Source organism: Terrabacter sp. RAF57 (assembly GCF_052113925.1).
In the GTDB taxonomy this organism is placed as follows: Bacteria; Actinomycetota; Actinomycetes; order Actinomycetales; family Dermatophilaceae; genus Terrabacter.
On record NZ_JBFRDT010000002.1, the window covers coordinates 298,494 to 315,784 of the forward strand.

Below are 17,291 nucleotides of genomic sequence, written 5' to 3' on the forward strand. Positions count from 1 at the left end.
ACGCGGACGGCCGGGCCCTCGCGGGACCCGGCCGTACGGCATACGCCCTCGGTGGGGCGACGGTTTGGATCAGGCGTTGATCGTCGCGGTGTCGATGACGAAGCGGTAGCGCACGTCGCCGGCCACGACGCGGTCGTAGGCCGCGTCGACCTCGTCGGCCGAGATCGTCTCGACCGACGCGCCGATGCCGTGCTCGGCGCAGAAGGCCAGCATCTCGGCGGTCGCGGGGATTCCGCCGATGTTCGAGCCGGCCACGACGCGGCTGCCGCCGACGACGGCACCGGGCGCGAAGTCGTAGTTGCCCGTGGGCAGCCCGACGTTGGCGATGACACCGAGCGGGCGCAGCAGGCCGATGTAGGTCTGCATCGGCAGGTCGGCGCTCACCGTGTTGATGATGATGTCGAAGGTCCCCTTGAGGCCCTTGAGGACACCCTCGTCGCCGGTCGCGAAGTAGTGCGTCGCGCCGAGCGCCTCGCCGTCGCCCTTCTTGGCGTCGGTGCGGCTGAGCACGCTGACCTCGGCGCCCATGGCGGCGGCGAGCTTGACGGCCATGTGGCCCAGGCCGCCGAGCCCGATGACGGCGACCTTCTTGCCGGGGCCGGCGCCCCAGCGCTTCAGCGGGGACCACACGGTGATCCCGGCGCAGAGCAGCGGGGCGGCGACGTCGAGCTCGATGCCGTCGGGGATGCGGACGGCGAAGCGCTCGGAGACGACGACCTGCTGGGCGTAGCCACCCTTGGTCGGCTCGCCGTCGTAGCCCTTGCCGTTGTAGGTCATGACCGCGCCCTTGGAGCAGAACTGCTCCTCGCCGTCCTTGCAGAACTCGCACTCGCCGCACGAGTCGACCATGCAGCCGACACCGACGCGGTCGCCGACCTGGTACTTCGTGACACCGTCACCGACGGCGGACACGACACCGGCGATCTCGTGGCCGGGGACCATGGGGAAGATCGCGCTGCCCCACTCCTCGCGGACCTGGTGGATGTCGCTGTGGCAGATGCCGGCGAACTTGATGTCGATGAGGACGTCGTCGTCTCGCAGGTCGCGGTGCTCGACGGTCCGGGCCTCGAAGGCGGCTCCGGCGCTCGGTGCGACCAGTGCGGGGGTGGAAATCAAGGGGATTCTCCTTCGTGGTGGGTGGCGACGCTCTCAGGTGCAGCGCGCCCTCACCACGGTTCATTCCCCGTCGGCGGGTCCGGTCGAACGTCTGGGACCTTGCTCACAGCCTCGCGAGCAGCGAGGCGGCGACCTCGCGGTAGGCCTGCGCGCCCTTCGACGTGCGGGCCGTCGTGAGGATCGAGCGGCCGACGGCGGGTGCCTCCGCGAAGCGCACGGTCTTGGGGATCGGTGGCTCGAGGACGGGCAGGTCGTAGCGCTCCCCCACGTCGGCGAGCACCTCGCGCGCGTGGTTGCTTCGACCGTCGAAGAGGGTCGGCAGGATGCCCCACACCTCCAGGTCGCGGTTGAGGATCTTCTGCACGTCGGCGACGGTGTCGAGCAGCTGTCCGACACCGCGGTGGCTGAGCATCTCGCAGGGCATCGGGATGATGAGGGCGTCGGCGGCCGTCAGCGCGTTGAGCGTCAGCACCCCGAGGCTCGGCGAGCAGTCGAGCAGCACGACGTCGTATGCCGTGTCGGCGCCTTCGAGGGCCGAGCGCAGGACGTACTCGCGACCGGGTCGCGGCAGCAGCATGGCCTCGGCGCCCGCGAGGTCGATCGCCGATGGCACGAGGTCGATGCCCTCCTCGCACGTGACGACGACGTCATCGAGCTCGGCGGAGCCGGTGAGGACGTCGTGGATCGACCGCTCGACGGTGTCGGGGTCGACGCCCAGCGAGAAGGTGAGGCAGGCCTGCGGGTCGAGGTCGACGAGGAGGACGCGCTGCCCGAGCTCGGCGAGCGCGGCGCCGATGCTCGCGACCGACGTCGTCTTGGCGACGCCGCCCTTCTGGTTGGCCAGGGCCACGACGGTCGGTGCTCTCTTCACGTCGCTGCTACGGCTGCGGGTCCCCATGCCCGACAGTGTGTCAGGCGCGGGGGCCCGGGATGAACAGGACGTCCGTCGTGCTCCGCAGGTCGCGGACGTCCACCTCGTCGCCGTTCACCAGCGTGGTCCCGTAGCCGAGCGCTTTCAGCGCGTCGAAGGCTGCCAGCTCCTGGGGCCACTCCGGGTGCCCGGCACCCCAACCGACCTCGCAGAGGATGACCGGCAGTGGTGACCACAGCGCGATGGACGGCAACATCCCTGCGAGCACGCGGTACTCCGCACCTTCGACGTCGATCTTGACGAGGTCGGGCACGTCCGTGATCGCGAGACCGTCGAACCGGGCGACCTCGATGTCGACGGGAATCATCGCCTTGCCGGGAGGTGGGCCACGAGGCCGCCGACGCTCCACTCGGGCAGCGCGCTCGGCTGGTGCCGGGCGGCGGCGACGCCGTCCCGGGACAGGATCGCGATGACGTGATCGGTGGCCGCGAGGAACGCCGGCCGCAGGTCGCGCTCGGGTGCGGACCGGGTGGTGGGCTCAGTGGTGGGCTCAGGCATCGTCGCGCTCCGGTGGGGTCGTCTCGTAGCCGGCGGCCTCGAGGCCGGCCCAGTCGGACTTCTCGGGGCCCATCTGCTGGCCCTCGGGGCAGTGCGCGCGGAAGTCGCACCACGAGCAGATCGCGGAGGTGCGCGGCGCGAACCTCGTCGACTCGACGCCGAGCTCCCTGAACTCGGCGTCGGCCCGGCGCAGGTCGGCGGCGATCGACTCGGCCTCGGCGATCTTGCGCGCGAGGGACTCGTCCGTGTGCTCGTGCGCGGCGATCGTGCCGGAGGGCACGTGGTGCAGCTCGACCCTGTGGCACGGCCGGCGGAACATCCGGGAGGCTGCGACGGCATACAACGCGAGGGGCAGCGAGGTGCGCGCGTCGTCCTCGGTGGGGACCTGGCGGCCCGTCTTGTAGTCGACGACGACGAGCTCGCCCGCGCGGTCGTCGAGCCGGTCGATGCGGCCGGTGATGGCGACCTCGTCGGTCTTGAGCGAGACGCTGCGCTCGATGCCGACGGGCTGGTTGTCGCGGTCGCTGGACCGGAGGTACTCGGTGACGGCGTCGCGGACCCGCAGCCGCCACCCGGCGGACTGCTGGGGGTCACGGAAGCCCACGTCGATCCACGACGAGCGGACGAGCTCGGCGACGCCGGCCGGCGTCCGCTGGCCCACCGGGAGGTCCCAGAAGTCGCGGAGTGCGTTGTGGGTCGCGATGCCGACCGAGGTGTGGGCGCGCTGCGGGCGGGCCTGTGGGCGTGGTCGGTCGAGGTACTGCATGCGGTAGCGCCGCGGGCAGTCGAGCCACGCGAGCAGCCGCGACGGCGAGCCGGAGTAGAGCGGCGTGGGCATGCCCGCAAAGGTCGTCTGCTCAGCCGGTCCCGTCGTCACGCCGACACCCTACGACCCGCCCGCGACATCCAGCCGACGACATCCCCAGCCCCGGTCAGTGGGGGCGGGAGGCGACGCGGTCGAGGCGTGCCGCGGCGGCCCGGAACTCGCGCTCGAGCTCGTCGACGACGTCGGCGACCGGGAGCACCGACCGGATGCTCTGGAGCCCCTGCCCGGCGGCCCACAGCTGCGACCACTTCTTCGCCGGTGACTCGGCCGCGTCGTAGCTGCGGACCCCGTCGTGCACGAGGTGGTCGGGGTCGAGCCCGTGAGCCCGCAGGCTCGGCCGCAGCCAGGACGCATCGGCTCCCGTGATGCCGTCGCTGACGACGAGGTCGTCGGGGCCGTGCGCGACGACCATCTGCTTGTAGTCGTCGGCGGCCCGGCTCTCCGTCGTCGCGAGGAAGCGGGTGCCCATGTAGACGAGGTCGGCACCCGCGGCCACAGCGCCCGCGACGCCGGCACCGTCCGCGATGCCCCCGCCCACGGTGACGAGACCGTCGAAGAGGTCGCGCACCGCGGAGACGAAGGCGAAGGGCGACAGGTGCCCGGTGTGTCCCCCGGCCCCGGCGCTGATGCAGGCGAGGCCGTCGACGCCCGCCGCGATCGCCTTGCGGGCGAGGACGAGGTCGATGACGTCGGCCACGACGAGCCCGCCGTAGGCCTTGACGGTGTCGATGACCGGACGCGGCGAGCCGAGGGCGGTGATGACGACGGGCGGTCGGTGCGCCGCGACGAGGGCGAGGTCGTCGGCCAGGCGCGTGTTGCTCCGGTGCGTGACGAGGTTGACCGCCCACGGTGCGTCACCCGAGCCCGAGGCGATCGCTCCCAGCCACTCGTCGAGCTGCTCGGGCGTGCGGCAGTTCTGCGTCGGGAAAGCGCCGAGGATGCCCGCCCGGGCCGCCGCGACGACGAGCTCGGGCCCCGAGACGAGGAACATCGGCGCCGCCACGACGGGGAGCCGCAGCGCCGCGAGCAGCTCCTGCGGCGTCACCCCCTCGCCCCCGGCGTCCCGGCTCCGCCAGCGTCGGGGAGGTCGCGGACCGCGGGCGCGTCCGGTTGCCGCAGGAGCCGCTTGAGCACCTTGCCGACGGGGTTGCGGGGGAGCTCGTCGCGCACCTCGAGCCGCTCGGGCAGCTTGAACGAGGCGATGCTCCGCTCCCGCAGCCACCCGACGAGCTCGTCGAGCGTCAGGCTCGTGCCCGGGCGGAGCACGACGACGGCCGCGACACGCTCGCCGAGCCGCTCGTCCGGGTCGCCGATGACGGCGACGTCGGCGACGGCCGGGTGGTCGGCGATGAGTCCCTCGAGCTCGGCCGGGGCGATGTTCATGCCGCCGCGGATCACCTGGTCGCGGGCCCGGTCGAGGTAGCGGAGGAACTGTCCGTGGTCCCCCGCGATCTCGAAGAGGTCCCCGGTGCGCAGGTAGCCGCGGTCGTCGAAGGGGCTCTGCAGCTCCTCGCCGTTGAGGTATCCGGCGAAGACGCTCGGCCCGCTGATGTGCAGCTCACCCGGGTGGCCGGGCTCGGTGACGTCCTCGCCCGTGACGATGTCGACGAGCCGGGTGTCGGTCCACTCCCCGGCCCGGGTCGACCACGTGACCCCCGGCGCGCCGAACCGCGGGAAGAACTGCGCGCGGTCGTCGGGGTCAGGGAAGTCGACAGGACTCGACAGCAGGCCGATCCCCTCGTTGGACCCGAAGAAGTTGATGACACTGATGCCGTGCCGCTCCTGCCAGCCGCGCACCATCGCGGGCTGCAGCGGCGCCGAGCCGGAGCCGATGCGCGTCAGGCTGCTGACGTCGACAGTCGCCATCAGCGCCTCGTTGCCGAGCAGCATCCACAGCAGCGCGGGAGGGGCGCACGTGTAGGTGGCGCGCTCGACGGCGACCTGGCCGAGGAACGTCGGCAGGTCGAAGGGGTGGTGCTGCACGAGGACGCAGCCGGTGAGCAGCCACGGCAGGAACATCCCGCTGATGCCGGCCATGTTGATCATCGGGAAGGGGTTGAGCAGCACGTCGTCGACCGTCACCTGCGGTGCCTCGGTGGTCGCGACGCCGACGGCGAGCCAGTCCATGTGACAGCGCGGGACGCCCTTGGGCGCGCTCTCGGTGCCCGACGTCCAGCAGATCGTCACGGCGTCGTTGGCCTCGTTGGGGTCGGCGGCGGCGCGTGCCTCGACCGCCTCGCGATCAGCGTCCGTGGCCGGCCCCGGGTGCCAGACGCGGAGGCCGATGGGCACGTCGGCCGTCTCCTCCTCGGGGCCGTAGGCGATGACGGCTTGCACCGACTCCACCCCACCGAGCGCCGTCGCCGCGTCCGCGGCCAGGGCCCGGTCACCGAACCGGGCACTGCCGAGGTATGCCGTCACGCCGGCCCTCGCACACATGGCGGCCACCTCGCGCTCGCGCAGCTGCACGGGCAACGGCGACACGACGACGCCAAGGCGCCAGGCCGCGAGGTAGACCTCGACGAGCTCGACCGAGTTGGCGAGCTGGACCGCGACCACGTCACCTCGGACGAGACCGAGCGACAGCAGTCGCGCGGCGAGGGCCGTGACCTCGTCGTCGAGCTCGCGCCACGTCAGCCGTCGCGGCGCCGAGCCGAGCAGCGCCTCGCGGTTGGCGGGGTCGACGACGGCAAGGGCGTCCCCGCGGGCGCGCACCCGCTCGGCGAAGAGCCCGTCGAGGGTGTCCTCGCCCCACCAGCCCCTGGCCCGGTAGTCGGCGACCTTCTCCGGCGCGTGCAGTCCCCGTGCGTTCGCCATGGCTCGGCGCTCCTTCGTGGTTCGGCGTGAGGTGGTCACTGCGATGTGCGTGTACGTGTGCGTGTACGTGTGCCTGAGCTGCGTTGCGGCTGCGGGTGCTTCGTCTGGGGAGTGGCTGCTCGCCTCTAGCGGTCGGACCGGCGGTGCGCGCGTGGCACGACCTCGATGTCGCTGCCGTGGAGGTCGGCCGAGCACTGGTCACAGGCGAGCGCGACGGCGAGCGGAGACCCGCACGGCACGTGCTGCTGCACGAGCGCGGGACCCTCCTCGGCGGCATACCAGTGCTGCGCCCAGTCGATGGCCACGGCGACGACCGGGTAGAAGGCGTGGCCCTTGTCGGTGAGGTGGTACTCGGCTCGGCCGTCGGCACCACCCTTCCGGCGACCCCTGGCCTCGAGCACGCCGATGTCACAGAAGGCGCGGAGCCGCTCGGCGACGAGGCTCGGCGGCGCGCCGAGTGCCTCCTCGAAGTCACCGAAGCGCGTCAGCCCCCGGAGGGAGGCGCCGATGAGGGCGGAGGACCAGCGGTTGCCGAAGATCGCCATCGTCTCGGGAAAGAGTCCCRCAGAGGACCGGTCCACGCGGGGGTCTGAGCGCCGTCGCGTCGTCGACTCCGGGACGGACCGCTCCCACGAGCCGCTCGGCCCCCACTCGGCGTGGACGTCGCCGGAGCGCACGACCTCGCGGCAGCCCGTGCATGTCAGGACCGGTGCGAAGTTCTGGCCGCAGAGCGCGTGGCGCATCGCCGGGAGCGTCGCGGCGTGCCGCGGCACCCAGCGTCGCTCCCAGTCCCAGATCGCGATGGTGACCGGCCACAGCCCACGGCCGCGCTGGGTGAGGACGTACTCGGCCCGGACGGGGCGCTCCTGGTAGACGACGCGGCGCAGCAGGCCCTCGCGCTCCATCGTCGCGAGGCGGGAGGTGAGGACCGCGTTGGAGATGGCGACCTCGTCGAGGAACTGGCCGTAGCGGGTCGTGCCGCGCAGCGCCCGCTGGAGGATGAGGAGGGTCCACTCGTCGCCGAGCAGCCCGAGCATGCGTCCGATGGCGTTCGTCGACCCGGGATCGAGCCGGGTGGGCACGGTGCCGGGGTCGACGTCGTCGACCACCGGCTCAGAGACCGATCGCATCCGCTGCCGTGTCCGCCGTGCTCCACCGTCGCAGCTCGGCACCCGGGGCCCAGGTCGAGTGGGTGCCACTCGAGATCCGCTCGGGCAGCCTGAGCTTGCAGACCGGCCCGTCGGAGACCCGGGCGGCGTCGAACACGACGCAGTAGGAGGCGTCGTCGTTCATGTCGGTCGTCAGGGTCACGAGGTAGCCGTCGTCCTCGCCGGCACTCCCGACGCGCGGCGCCATCGCGGTCTCGCTGCCGAAGACGTTGTCTCCGAAGGAGTATCGCTCCTCCGTGCCCGAGTGGAGGTCGTGCTTGACGAGGCCGTCGAAGAGGAACCAGGCGGGCTTGCCGGTCGCGGCGTAGGCATACCGGTACTTCCCACCGGCGTACGAGCCGTTCATCATGCCGAACTCGGTGATGCTGTCGGAGAGCGGCGACTCGGTGACGAGGCCGGTGCGGAGGTTGAGCCGCCAGCGGTGCAGGCGTGCCTGCATGCGGTCGAGGGCGAGGAAGCGGAAGGCCCGCTCCCACCGGTTGCCCATGCCGTTGTCCTGCGGCTCGGGGTCGCCCTGGAAGAAGCCGTCGAGGACGATCTCGTCGCCGTCCTCGTACGCGTTGACGAAGTGCAGGACGTACGTCGGGTCGGCCTCGAACCACCGGATGTCGCTCGTCTTCCCGCGCCGCGGGATGACGGCGAAGCGGCTCGGCATGTCACGGTGGAAGCGCGCGACGTGTGCGCCCTTGGCGAGGGCCTCCGGCTCCCAGAAGAGCGGGAAGTCGTTGAGCACGACGTAGTTCTCGGTGAAGGCCATGTCGTGCGGCAGCCGCGGGCCGGGCAGCGGGACGTCGACGTAGTGGACGAGGTCGTCCGCCTCGTCGACGACGCCGTAGTGCATGTACGGCGCCTCCTTGCTGTAGTTGAAGAAGAGGAGCTCGCCGGTGCGGTCGTCGACCTTCGGGTGGGCCGAGACGCCCCAGTCGAAGGGGAAGCGGCCGTTCCACGTCGCCTTGCCGAGGGTCTCGGCCGACATCGGGTCGACGCGGTAGAGGTCGCCGCACTGGTAGAAGCTCGTGAGGGCCGTGCCGCGGTGGACGATGACGTCGGTCGACGACGCGTCCTTCATCTGGCGCCGGGCGCCCCAGCCGTCCTCGCGGAGCGAGAGGTAGGGCGGTTCGGCGAGCCCGGCCCACAGCGACTGTCCTGCCTCCTGCTCGGCGAGGAAGCCGTCAGTGCGCACGAACCGGTTGCGGTAGAAGGCTTTTCCGTCACGGAAGCCGACGACGTGGACCATCCCGTCGCCGTCGAACGGGTGGTAGTGCTTGAGCGAGGGGTGGACGGGGTTCTCCGTGTTGCGGAGGTAGACCCCGTCGAGGTCGGTGGGCACCTCACCCTCGACGACGTCGAGGTCGTCCGCCCTCCACTCGGTCGTCTGCGGCTGCCACGGGCCCGTGCGGTAGGGATGGTCGTCGTCCGCGGGCAGGGTCGACAGCATCCGACCGACGATGTCGACATCCATCCGGGTCTCCTTGGCTCTCAGTGGTTTCCGTGGTTCGGGGAGTTCGCGTTCAGTCGGCGACGGCACCGACGACGAGGCTGACGGTGGTGGCGGTGCTGCCACCGAAGTTGAGCGTGCCGAAGGTGCGGGCACCCTCGACCTGGTAGTCGCCGGCAGTCCCGCTGACCTGCTTGGCCGCGTCGACGAGCATGCGGATGCCGCTGGCCCCCACCGGGTGGCCGCCGCCGATGAGCCCACCGCTCGGGTTGATGGGCAGGCGACCACCCAGCGCGATGGAGCCGTCCTCGACGGCCTTCCACGACTCCCCCGGACCGGTCAGCCCGATGTGGTCGATGGCGAGGTACTCGGTCGGGGTGAAGCAGTCGTGCACCTCGAACCCGTCGAGGTCCTCGAGGGTGACGTGGGCCCGGTCGAACGCGTCGGTCACAGCCCGGCGCACGTGCGGCAGGACGTAGAGCTCGTCGCGGTCACGGTCGAGCTTCTGCCGGAGCCCGAGGCCCACGGTGCGGTGGCCCCATCCCTCGATGCGCGCGACGGGTCGTCGCCCCGGGTGGTCGCGCAGCCACGCGTCGGAGACGAGGACCACCCCCGCGGCGCCGTCGGTGACCTGGCTGCAGTCGTAGCGGCGGATCCGGCCCTCGACGACGGGGTTTCGCGTGTCGTCGGAGGCGTCGGGGCCGGTGAGGTCCGGGACATCCCAGCCGCGGGTCTGGGCGTTGGGGTTGCGTCGGGCGTTCGCGAGGTTGAGAGCCGCGATGGCGCGCAGGTGGGCGTCGTCGAGGCCGTGCCGCCGGTCGTACTCGTCGGCGATGGCGCTGAAGACGTGGGGCCACATGAAGCGAGCGCCCTCACCGTCGTGGCCCACCCAGGCGGCCGCGCCGAGGTGCGTGGCCGCCTCGTCGCCGGGCACGGTCTTCTCGAGCTCGACGCCGAGCACGAGGGCGCAGTCGTAGTGCCCTGCCCGGAGGTCGGCCATGGCGGCGAGCAGCGCCACCCCGCCCGACGCGCACGCGGCCTCGTGCCGGGCGGCCGGAACCCCCCACAGGTCGGGCCGGACCGTCGCGGGCATCGCCCCGAGGTGGCCCTGACCGGTGAAGAGCTGGCCGAAGGCGTTGCCGACGTGGATGACCTCCACCTCGGCCGCGCCGGCGCGGCTCGCCTCGAGGGTGCGGTCGACGATCTCCCCCACGAGGTCGGAGACGTCTCGCCCCTCACGGGTCAGGTGGCGCGCGAAGTCCGTCTGCGAGCCACCGAGCACCCAGACCCCCGTCGGGGAGGTGCTCGAGCTGCCGCCCGTCATGTCCGCCTCCGCTCCCGACGCCGCCGTCGGTGCCCAGCCTTGCCCTTCTCCGGGCACGGTACTACAACTAGCAGAGTGACTCGCCGGGTGCGACGCGGCCGCTGCGGGTCCGGGCCGCCGACCAGGAGCGGCAGGTCTCGTGAGCTCCGGCAGGACCGAACGGAGGACGCATGGACGACGGCGACGATGCGTACGTCCTCGATGTCGTCCGCACCCCCCGCGGGCGCGGGTCCGCGCGCGGGTCGCTGCACGGCCTCACCGCCGTCGACCTCGTCGTGCACCTCCAACGGGCCCTCGTCGAACGCACCGGGATCGACCCGGAGCGCATCGACGACGTGACGCTCGGCTGCGCGACCCAGGTCGACGAGCAGGGCGCCGACCTCGCCCGCACGGCCACCCTCGTCGCCGGCTGGGGCACCTCCGTGCCGGGTGTCACGCTCAACCGCTTCTGCGCGTCCGGCATCGACGCCGTCGGCCAGACTGCGGCCCGGGTCCGCGCCGGCGACCTCTCGCTCGCCGTTGCCGGGGGCGTCGAGAGCGTGTCGCGCGTGCCGATGTTCGCCGACCGCGGCGCGCTGTATGCCGACCCCGCCCTCGTGCGCCGTCTCGGCTCGGTCCACATGGGCATCGCTGCAGACCTCAACGCGACGCTCGAGGGCTTCACCCGCGAGCAGCTCGACGCGTATGCCCTCGAGACGCAGGCCAAGGCGACGCGGGCCCGCGTGGAGGGCGCCTTCGCCCGGTCGCTCGTCCCGGTACCGGCCGACGACCGCGGCCCCGGCCTCGACCACGACGAGCTCGTCCGGCCCGGCACGACCGCCGAGTCCCTCGCGGCCCTGGCGCCCGCCTTCGCGCAGCTGGGGGCGGACGGCCAGGACGACATCGCGCTCGCGGCGGCGCACGGCATACGCCCCCTCGACCGGATCGAGCACCTGCACACGGTGGGCACCTCCCCTGCCGTCGCGGACGCGGCAGCGCTGCTGCTCATCGGTGCGGCGAGGGCGGCTCGGACGGCGGGGCTCGTGCCACGGGCCCGCATCGTCGCCGCCGCCTCGACGGCCGTCGACCCCGTCGTCATGCTCACGGCCGGGCAGTCGGCCGTCGAGCAGGTGCTAGCGCGGGCCGGCCTGTCTCCCAAGGACGTCGATGTCTTCGAGTTCGCCGAGGCCTTCTCTGCGCTGTGCCTGCGCTTCCGCCGCGACCTCGACGCCGGGCCGGACCGGATGAACCCCGACGGCGGCACCATGGCGATGGGGCACGCCTTCGGGGCGACGGGCGCGATCCTCGTCGGCCAGTGCGTCGAGGCGCTCGAGCGCCGCGGCGGGCGCTGGGGCGTCGCGGCCGTCAGCGGTGCCGCAGGCCTCGGCACGGCCGTGCTCGTCGAGCGCGTCGACGGCTGAGCGGCCCGGCGCTTCGGCCGTCAGCCCTCGCCGTTGACGAACGCCCGCACCGAGTCGGCGACCATCTGCACGGCGATCGCCGACAGCAGCAGCCCGGCGATGCGGGTGAGCAGCATCGTGCCGCTCTCACGCAGCAGTCGGCGCACCTGCCCGGCGAAGCGGAGCACGAGGTAGACGACGAGCATCGCCCCGACGAGGGCGGAGCCGACGGCGACGTACGCCCCGGTCGTGTCCGAGCCCTGCACCGCGAGCATCGTCGCGACGATGGCGCCCGGACCCGCGAGCAGCGGCGTCCCGAGCGGCACGAGGGCCACGTTGACGCCTGCGTCGGCGAGCGAGTCGGACTCCTTGCCGGTCAGCAGCTCGAGCGCGACGAGGAGCAGGAGCAGGCCGCCGGCCCCCTGGAGCGCGGCGATCGAGATGTGGAGGTAGTCGAGGATGCTCTTGCCGAAGAGCGCGAACATCCCGATGACGAAGACGGCGACGAGCGAGGCACGACGGGCCGCGACGTGGCGCTGGACCTTGGTCAGCGAACCGGTCAGGGCGAGGAAGATCGGCACTGCGCCGGGCGGGTCGAGGATGACGACCAGGGTGATGAAGGTGCTGAGGAAGACGGTCGTGTCGACGACGCTCACGGCCTGATGACCTCCGTGGCCCCGCTCGAGGCTGCCTCGATCGCCTCGAGCACCTCGAGGGTCGTCGTGTTCTCGGCGAGGCGGTTGCGCTTGCCCTCGCCGTGGTAGTCGCTTGAGCCCGTGAGGAGCAGCCCGAGCCGGTCGGCGAGCGCCGTCGCGCGGGCGACCTCCTCGGGCCCGTGGTCGCGGTGGTGCGCCTCGAGCCCCACGAGCCCGGCCTCGCGCATCCGCGCCACGAGGGCGTCGTCGAGGTCGCCCGACCGGGTCCGCGTGAAGGGGTGCGCGATGACCGGCACCCCGCCCGCTGCGCGCACGAGCTCGACGGCCCGGACGGGGTCGGGCGCGTAGTGGCCGACATAGTAGGGCGAGTCGTCGCCGAGCCACGAGCGGAACGCCTCGTCGCGGTGGCGGATCGTGCCGTTGGCGATGAGGGCGTCGGCGATGTGGGGGCGTCCCGGGGTGGCACCGGGGCCGACCTGCGCGAGCACCTCGTCGTAGCCCAGGGGTATGCCGTCCGCCGCCATGAGCGCGACCATCCGTTCGAGACGCGTCGAGCGGGAGTCTCGGGCACGAGCGAGCTCGTCCCGGAGCGGCCGGTCGTCGGCGTCGGGGAGGTAGCCGAGCAGGTGGATCGAGGAGTGGCGCCAGGCGCACGAGATCTCGATGCCGCGCACGAGCGTCACACCGTGGACACGCGCTGCGTCGGCGGCCTCGGCCCAGCCGCCGACCGTGTCGTGGTCGGTGATGGCGAGGACGTCGACGCCGGCCGTGGCTGCAGCGGCGACGAGCTCGGTCGGTGTCTCCGTGCCGTCGCTGACCGCCGAGTGGGCGTGCAGGTCGATGACCGGGCGTGGGTGCCCTGCACTGTCGGTCCCGGTCGGAGTCACGCCCCCAAGCGTAGGGGCGTCCGCGGGCCGCCTCGGCCACGCCCCGTCCGTGCCGGTGAGCGTCCGGTCACCGTTGCTGGCAACCTTTGCGGGGCACGGCCCGTAGGTAGGGCATGACGAGCACGGACAGGGGAACGACGTGAGCCGCCGCAGTGCCGCACGCGACACCGACTTCACGACCTTCATGGAGCAGGCCGGGCCCGCCCTGCTGCGCACGGCGTGGCTGCTCACGGGGGAGCACCACGCCGCCCAGGAGCTGACCCAGGCAGCGCTCGTCAAGACGTACGTCGCCTGGCCGCGGGTGCGCGAGGGCGAGGCACTGGCGTACGCCCGCCGGATCCTCGTCAACCACCGCACCGACGTGTGGCGCGCGACGCGACGCGAGCTGACGACCGACACCCCGCCGGAGACGCCCGGAGGGCGGACCCGGCGCGACGCGGTCGGGACGAGCGACGACCGCGACCTCGTCGTGCGCCTGCTGCGCACGCTCCCGGAGCAGCAGCGCACCGTCGTCGTCCTGCGCTACTACACCGACCTGTCCGAGCAGGCCACGGCCGACGTGCTCGGCATCTCGGTCGGCGCCGTCAAGAGCGCCGGCTCCCGCGGCCTCGCCTCCCTCCGCACGGCCCTGGCCGCCACGCACAGCGCCGAGGCACCTGACGCAGCCCCGCCCACCGAGACCCATGACCGCACCGATGCAGGCAGGAGCGCCCGATGAATGCAGCACCGGACACAGACGTCAGGGCGGCGCTGGCCGACGCGGCTCACGTCACGGGCCTGGCCTTCGATCCCGAGACCGTGCTGACGCGGGGACGGCGCGTCGTGCGCCGCCGCCGCGTCGCGACCACGGGCCTCGTCGCTGCTGCCGTCGCCGGCATCGCCGTCATCGCGGTCCAGCTCGGCACGGGCCAGCCCCGCGCCCTCCCGGCCGGCCCCACGACCACGAACGGTGTGGTGACCGACGCCCCCCTGGTCCTCGACGGCACGACCTTCGACGCCGGTGTGCCCCGGGTCGGGGCCGGCGTGACGGTGGACGTGTCTCCAACGGGTGCCGGTCAGGTCGTCGAGCGGTGGGAGCTGTCCGACGGTGCTGAGGTCCAGCGCACCGTGGTGCGCACCGTTCCGGCGACGCCCCTCGGTCGAGCGAGCTTCCTCATGCCGTCCGAGTCCGGCCAGCCGGGCGTGGTCTACGGCTACGCCCTCACCGGAGCCGAGGGGCCCGAGACCGGCTACGCCATGGCCCAGCTCGTGACCGCGCCGGGCCTGGCGACGGGTGGAGCCGGGAGCAGCCGGGGCACGCTCAGCGACCCGACGAGCAGGAAGGCTGTCGGGTCCGTCTTCCGCAGCGACCTGGGCTCCGCCGACCCCGAGCAGGTGATCGGGATCATCTGGAGCCGGACCCGGCCGACCACCACCGCGACACCCGCCGTCGACTGGCTCGCCGACGGCGCCGCCCTGCGAAGCGGGCGGGCGGGAGGCGTGGACGCGGCCGTGGTCACCGTGAGCGCACGGACGTCGGTCCTGCTGTGGCGCGACGGCGAGCGTTTCGGCTTCGGTCGGCGCAGCGGCCCCCTCGCCCTGAAGGACGCCGGCAGCCTGCAGGTCGGGGTCGAGCCGCACTCGGTTGCCGCGCCCGGCACGGAGCACGACCTCGCCGTCGGGTGGGTGACTGCCGGACCGATCGCCCTGACCTCGACCGACCCGGCCGACGCCTTCACGGTCGCCTACGGCCAGCCGGTCGGCGGACGCACCCCGTTCGTGGCGAGGTCGACCCAGTCCGAGGTCAAGGGCACGGTCACGGTGACCGGCGGGGGCGAGACGCAGAAGGTCGCGTCGTGGGAGTTCCCTAGCTCCTGATGTCACGCGTCCGTGGAGGTCTTCCGGCACCTGGTGCCGGGAGATCTCCACTCAACCCCCGTGGGTCAGGACTGGCCGCGTGCCTCGGGAGCCGCCTCGCGGCCGGGCCAGTTCTTGTCGGGCACCGGCACGGGGCGGCCGGGCTGCTCGCCGCCGCGGGCCTCGAGGTAGTTCTCCTTGGGCACCATGACCTTGCGCCGGAAGATGCACACCACGGTGCCGTCCTGCTTGTAGCCGATCGTCTCGACGTGGACGACGCCGCGGTCGTCCTTCGAGGTCGACTCCCACTTGTCGAGCACGGTCGTCTCGCCGTAGATCGTGTCGCCGTGGAAGGTCGGCGCGACGTGGCGCAGCGACTCGATCTCGAGGTTGGCGATGGCCTTGCCCGACACGTCCGGCACCGACATGCCGAGGAGCAGCGAGTAGACGTAGTTGCCGACGACGACGTTCTGCCCGAACTGCGTCGACCCCGCGGCGTAGTGGGTGTCGAGGTGGAGCGGGTGGTGGTTCATCGTCAGCAGGCAGAAGAGGTGGTCGTCGTACTCCGTGACCGTCTTGCCGGGCCAGTGCCGGTAGACCGCACCGACCTCGAACTCCTCGTAGCTGCGTCCGAACTGCATGCCCGCTCCTCGTCGAAGGTGGTCACCCGGCCCCGCTGGGACGAGCGGCTCCCAGCCTGCCGGAGCGGGCGGCATACRCCCATGGTCGTATGCCGTGTGCTTGCTCACGCCTGCGCGTCGGCGTCGCTCGTGGCAGCGAGGTCGCTCGTCTCGGAGAGCACCGGCGCGGTGCTGCCGGACGCGTCGGGGTCGGGGTCGGCGGGGAGGGTCGCGCCGGCGGCGGGACGCGGCCGCACGCCCTGGCTCTTGGCGACGAGCAGGCTCGCGAAGTACGTGCCGAGCGAGACGCCCGCGGCGAGCCCGAGGCCGAGCCCGAAGGACAGCAGGAGCGTCGGCACGCCGACCGCGAACCCGTTGCCGTCGGGGTTCGTGACGATCTGCGAGATGCCCTCGTAGGCCATCCGCCCTGGCAGCAGCGGCACGATCGCGGCCGTCGTGACGGCGAGCGCAGAGATGGTCAGGTGCCGGGCGACGAGCCGGGCTGCGAAGCCGATGACGAGCGCGGCCGTCGCCGACGCGCTCACAGCGCCGAGCTGCAGCAGCCGCTCCCCCAGCGCGAGGACGGCCCAGCCGAGGCCGCCCGCGACCCCGGCCACGGCGACCGCACGGCCGCTGGCGTAGGACATGACGGCGAAAGAGACGGCGATGATGACGGCGCAGACGACCTGCACGACGACGTCGTCGCTGAGCAAGGTCTGCGAGCTGATCGCGATCGGGTAGTCGAGCCGGTTGCCGAGGGAGAGCACGACGGAGATGCCGACCGCGATGCCGAGCGAGAGCACGATCACCTCGAAAGCCCGCGCGCCGGCCGTGACGTAATAGCCCTCGAGGGCGTCCTCGGCGGCGCCGACGACCGACAGTCCCGAGAGCAGCAGCACGATGCCGGACGCGACGACGAGCGAGGGTGACACGTCGCCGACGAAGGTCATCCCGGCCGACTGGGCCGCGACGACGAGGGTCGCCACTGCGGTCGGGATGGCCGCGCCGACGCACTGCGCGAAGAAGGCCGCGACGCCCGCGCCGGTCAACCAGCTGAGGACGCGGCCGACGACCGTCGCGGTGAGGAAGCTGAGCAGGATGATGAACGGCCCAGCGCCCACGAGGCCGGCGGCACCCGCCGCGAGCGCGCCGCCGGCAACGGTGACGAGCCAGCGGCGGTAAGGGTGTGGGGCCGTGATGACCGAGTCGAAGCGCACCCGGGCCTCGTCGACGGGCACCGGGTCCTGTGACAGGTCGACGATGAGCCCGCGGAGGCGCTCGAGCCGCGTGTAGTCCTGCACGCGGAACCGCACGATGCGCATGACGGTGATCGGGTCGGCGTTCGGGCCGCGGTGGTAGGAGACTGTGACCGACGTGTAGGTGACGTCGACGTGGACCGAGCTGAGGCCGTACGCCTTGGTCAGGGTGAGCACGGTCGCCGTGACGTCCGCGGCGGCCGCACCGGTGGCGATCATCGCGACGCCGGCGCGCATGGCGAGGTCGATGACGGCCTGGGCGGTCACCGAGTCGACCCCGTCCGGYGTCGTCCAGATGGGGATCTCGTCGGTCGGCGGCCCGCTCGGTCTCATGGCCCGACGGGTGCTCGCCCTCAGCGAGGGCAGGCTCCGGTGGGCGGTGGTCGGCCGGGCGGGTCGGTCGGTGCGGGCCACCCCCAGACCGTATGCCACCGCCCCGGACCCGCAGGTACCCCACCGGGGTGCCCGGCGGGAGCGGGACGGGAGGTACGCGGGCGCGGGGAAACCTGGTTCGGCGGTCCCCGTGCCGCGTGGCACC

At 72.7% G+C, this 17,291-nt stretch carries 17 protein-coding genes; 3 read left to right on the top strand and 14 right to left on the bottom strand.

Annotation, left to right across the window (positions count from 1 at the left end; translation table 11 throughout):
* Window positions 1–69: 69 nt before the first annotated feature.
* From AB4Y83_RS03205 to AB4Y83_RS03250, 10 genes are all read right to left on the bottom strand, one after another.
* Window positions 70–1,116: an NAD(P)-dependent alcohol dehydrogenase gene (locus tag AB4Y83_RS03205; protein ID WP_442296006.1), complete on the bottom strand. Its 1,047-nt coding sequence runs from the start codon at window positions 1,114–1,116 to the stop codon at window positions 70–72.
* 103 nt (window positions 1,117–1,219) lie between these two features.
* On the bottom strand, window positions 1,220–2,014 hold the full coding sequence (locus AB4Y83_RS03210; protein ID WP_442296007.1) for a ParA family protein: 795 nt from the start codon (window positions 2,012–2,014) through the stop codon (window positions 1,220–1,222).
* Between the two features lie 13 nt (window positions 2,015–2,027).
* Window positions 2,028–2,354, bottom strand: a complete 327-nt coding sequence (locus AB4Y83_RS03215) for an FkbM family methyltransferase (protein ID WP_442296008.1) — start codon at window positions 2,352–2,354, stop codon at window positions 2,028–2,030.
* Window positions 2,351–2,545 carry a hypothetical protein gene (locus AB4Y83_RS03220; RefSeq protein WP_442275092.1) on the bottom strand — a complete coding sequence of 65 codons (195 nt, stop codon included), beginning with the start codon at window positions 2,543–2,545 and terminating at the stop codon, window positions 2,351–2,353. The genes AB4Y83_RS03215 and AB4Y83_RS03220 overlap by 4 nt, the downstream gene beginning before the upstream one ends.
* The gene (locus tag AB4Y83_RS03225; protein ID WP_442296009.1) at window positions 2,538–3,422 is read right to left on the bottom strand and encodes a RecB family exonuclease; all 885 of its coding nucleotides are present in this window, start codon (window positions 3,420–3,422) and stop codon (window positions 2,538–2,540) included. The genes AB4Y83_RS03220 and AB4Y83_RS03225 overlap by 8 nt, the downstream gene beginning before the upstream one ends.
* Window positions 3,423–3,477: 55 nt before the next feature.
* Window positions 3,478–4,416 carry an NAD(P)H-dependent flavin oxidoreductase gene (locus AB4Y83_RS03230; RefSeq protein ID WP_442296010.1) on the bottom strand — a complete coding sequence of 313 codons (939 nt, stop codon included), beginning with the start codon at window positions 4,414–4,416 and terminating at the stop codon, window positions 3,478–3,480.
* Window positions 4,413–6,188, bottom strand: coding sequence for a class I adenylate-forming enzyme family protein (locus tag AB4Y83_RS03235; protein ID WP_442296011.1), 1,776 nt, complete (start codon window positions 6,186–6,188; stop codon window positions 4,413–4,415). Before AB4Y83_RS03235 ends, AB4Y83_RS03230 begins: the two co-directional genes overlap by 4 nt.
* 125 nt (window positions 6,189–6,313) lie before the next feature.
* Window positions 6,314–7,318 carry a winged helix-turn-helix transcriptional regulator gene (locus AB4Y83_RS03240; RefSeq protein WP_442296012.1) on the bottom strand — a complete coding sequence of 335 codons (1,005 nt, stop codon included), beginning with the start codon at window positions 7,316–7,318 and terminating at the stop codon, window positions 6,314–6,316.
* The gene (locus AB4Y83_RS03245) at window positions 7,302–8,819 is read right to left on the bottom strand and encodes a carotenoid oxygenase family protein (protein ID WP_442275097.1); all 1,518 of its coding nucleotides are present in this window, start codon (window positions 8,817–8,819) and stop codon (window positions 7,302–7,304) included. Before AB4Y83_RS03245 ends, AB4Y83_RS03240 begins: the two co-directional genes overlap by 17 nt.
* Before the next feature lie 49 nt (window positions 8,820–8,868).
* Window positions 8,869–10,119: an acetyl-CoA acetyltransferase gene (locus AB4Y83_RS03250; RefSeq protein WP_442296013.1), complete on the bottom strand. Its 1,251-nt coding sequence runs from the start codon at window positions 10,117–10,119 to the stop codon at window positions 8,869–8,871.
* A 170-nt stretch (window positions 10,120–10,289) separates the two neighbouring features.
* Here AB4Y83_RS03250 and AB4Y83_RS03255 point away from each other — a divergent pair, with 170 nt between their 5' ends.
* Window positions 10,290–11,519, top strand: a complete 1,230-nt coding sequence (locus AB4Y83_RS03255; RefSeq protein WP_442275099.1) for an acetyl-CoA C-acyltransferase — start codon at window positions 10,290–10,292, stop codon at window positions 11,517–11,519.
* 20 nt (window positions 11,520–11,539) lie between these two features.
* Here AB4Y83_RS03255 and AB4Y83_RS03260 read toward each other — a convergent pair whose 3' ends face one another.
* Window positions 11,540–12,154 (bottom strand): MarC family protein, encoded by a 615-nt coding sequence (locus AB4Y83_RS03260; protein ID WP_442275100.1) that lies wholly within the window; start codon window positions 12,152–12,154, stop codon window positions 11,540–11,542.
* Window positions 12,151–13,041: a PHP domain-containing protein gene (locus tag AB4Y83_RS03265; RefSeq protein ID WP_442296014.1), complete on the bottom strand. Its 891-nt coding sequence runs from the start codon at window positions 13,039–13,041 to the stop codon at window positions 12,151–12,153. The genes AB4Y83_RS03260 and AB4Y83_RS03265 overlap by 4 nt, the downstream gene beginning before the upstream one ends.
* Window positions 13,042–13,180: 139 nt before the next feature.
* Between AB4Y83_RS03265 and AB4Y83_RS03270 the strand changes: the two genes are divergently transcribed.
* Together AB4Y83_RS03270 and AB4Y83_RS03275 are read left to right on the top strand one after the other, a co-directional pair.
* A complete protein-coding gene (locus tag AB4Y83_RS03270; protein WP_442275102.1) occupies window positions 13,181–13,759 on the top strand; it encodes a SigE family RNA polymerase sigma factor in 579 nt (192 codons plus the stop codon).
* Window positions 13,756–14,898, top strand: coding sequence for a hypothetical protein (locus AB4Y83_RS03275; RefSeq protein ID WP_442275103.1), 1,143 nt, complete (start codon window positions 13,756–13,758; stop codon window positions 14,896–14,898). The genes AB4Y83_RS03270 and AB4Y83_RS03275 overlap by 4 nt, the downstream gene beginning before the upstream one ends.
* Window positions 14,899–14,963: 65 nt before the next feature.
* On the opposite strand, the gene AB4Y83_RS03280 is transcribed toward AB4Y83_RS03275, so the two are convergent.
* Together AB4Y83_RS03280 and AB4Y83_RS03285 are read right to left on the bottom strand one after the other, a co-directional pair.
* On the bottom strand, window positions 14,964–15,593 hold the full coding sequence (locus AB4Y83_RS03280; RefSeq protein ID WP_442275380.1) for a MaoC family dehydratase: 630 nt from the start codon (window positions 15,591–15,593) through the stop codon (window positions 14,964–14,966).
* Between the two features lie 29 nt (window positions 15,594–15,622).
* Complete coding sequence (locus tag AB4Y83_RS03285) at window positions 15,623–17,167, bottom strand: threonine/serine ThrE exporter family protein (RefSeq protein ID WP_442296015.1); 1,545 nt, start codon at window positions 17,165–17,167, stop codon at window positions 15,623–15,625.
* Between the last annotated feature and the right edge of the window lie 124 nt (window positions 17,168–17,291).

What these genes read in the sequence shown, in the direction of transcription:
- AB4Y83_RS03210 (WP_442296007.1), bottom strand. Translation starts at nt 2,014, where the DNA reads ATGGGGACCCGCAGCCGTAGCAGCGACGTGAAGAGAGCACCGACCGTC.
- AB4Y83_RS03215 (WP_442296008.1), bottom strand. Translation starts at nt 2,354, where the DNA reads ATGATTCCCGTCGACATCGAGGTCGCCCGGTTCGACGGTCTCGCGATC.
- AB4Y83_RS03220 (WP_442275092.1), bottom strand. Translation starts at nt 2,545, where the DNA reads ATGCCTGAGCCCACCACTGAGCCCACCACCCGGTCCGCACCCGAGCGC.
- AB4Y83_RS03235 (WP_442296011.1), bottom strand. Translation starts at nt 6,188, where the DNA reads ATGGCGAACGCACGGGGACTGCACGCGCCGGAGAAGGTCGCCGACTAC.
- AB4Y83_RS03245 (WP_442275097.1), bottom strand. Translation starts at nt 8,819, where the DNA reads ATGGATGTCGACATCGTCGGTCGGATGCTGTCGACCCTGCCCGCGGAC.
- AB4Y83_RS03250 (WP_442296013.1), bottom strand. Translation starts at nt 10,119, where the DNA reads ATGACGGGCGGCAGCTCGAGCACCTCCCCGACGGGGGTCTGGGTGCTC.
- AB4Y83_RS03255 (WP_442275099.1), top strand. Translation starts at nt 10,290, where the DNA reads ATGGACGACGGCGACGATGCGTACGTCCTCGATGTCGTCCGCACCCCC.
- AB4Y83_RS03275 (WP_442275103.1), top strand. Translation starts at nt 13,756, where the DNA reads ATGAATGCAGCACCGGACACAGACGTCAGGGCGGCGCTGGCCGACGCG.
- AB4Y83_RS03280 (WP_442275380.1), bottom strand. Translation starts at nt 15,593, where the DNA reads ATGCCGCCCGCTCCGGCAGGCTGGGAGCCGCTCGTCCCAGCGGGGCCG.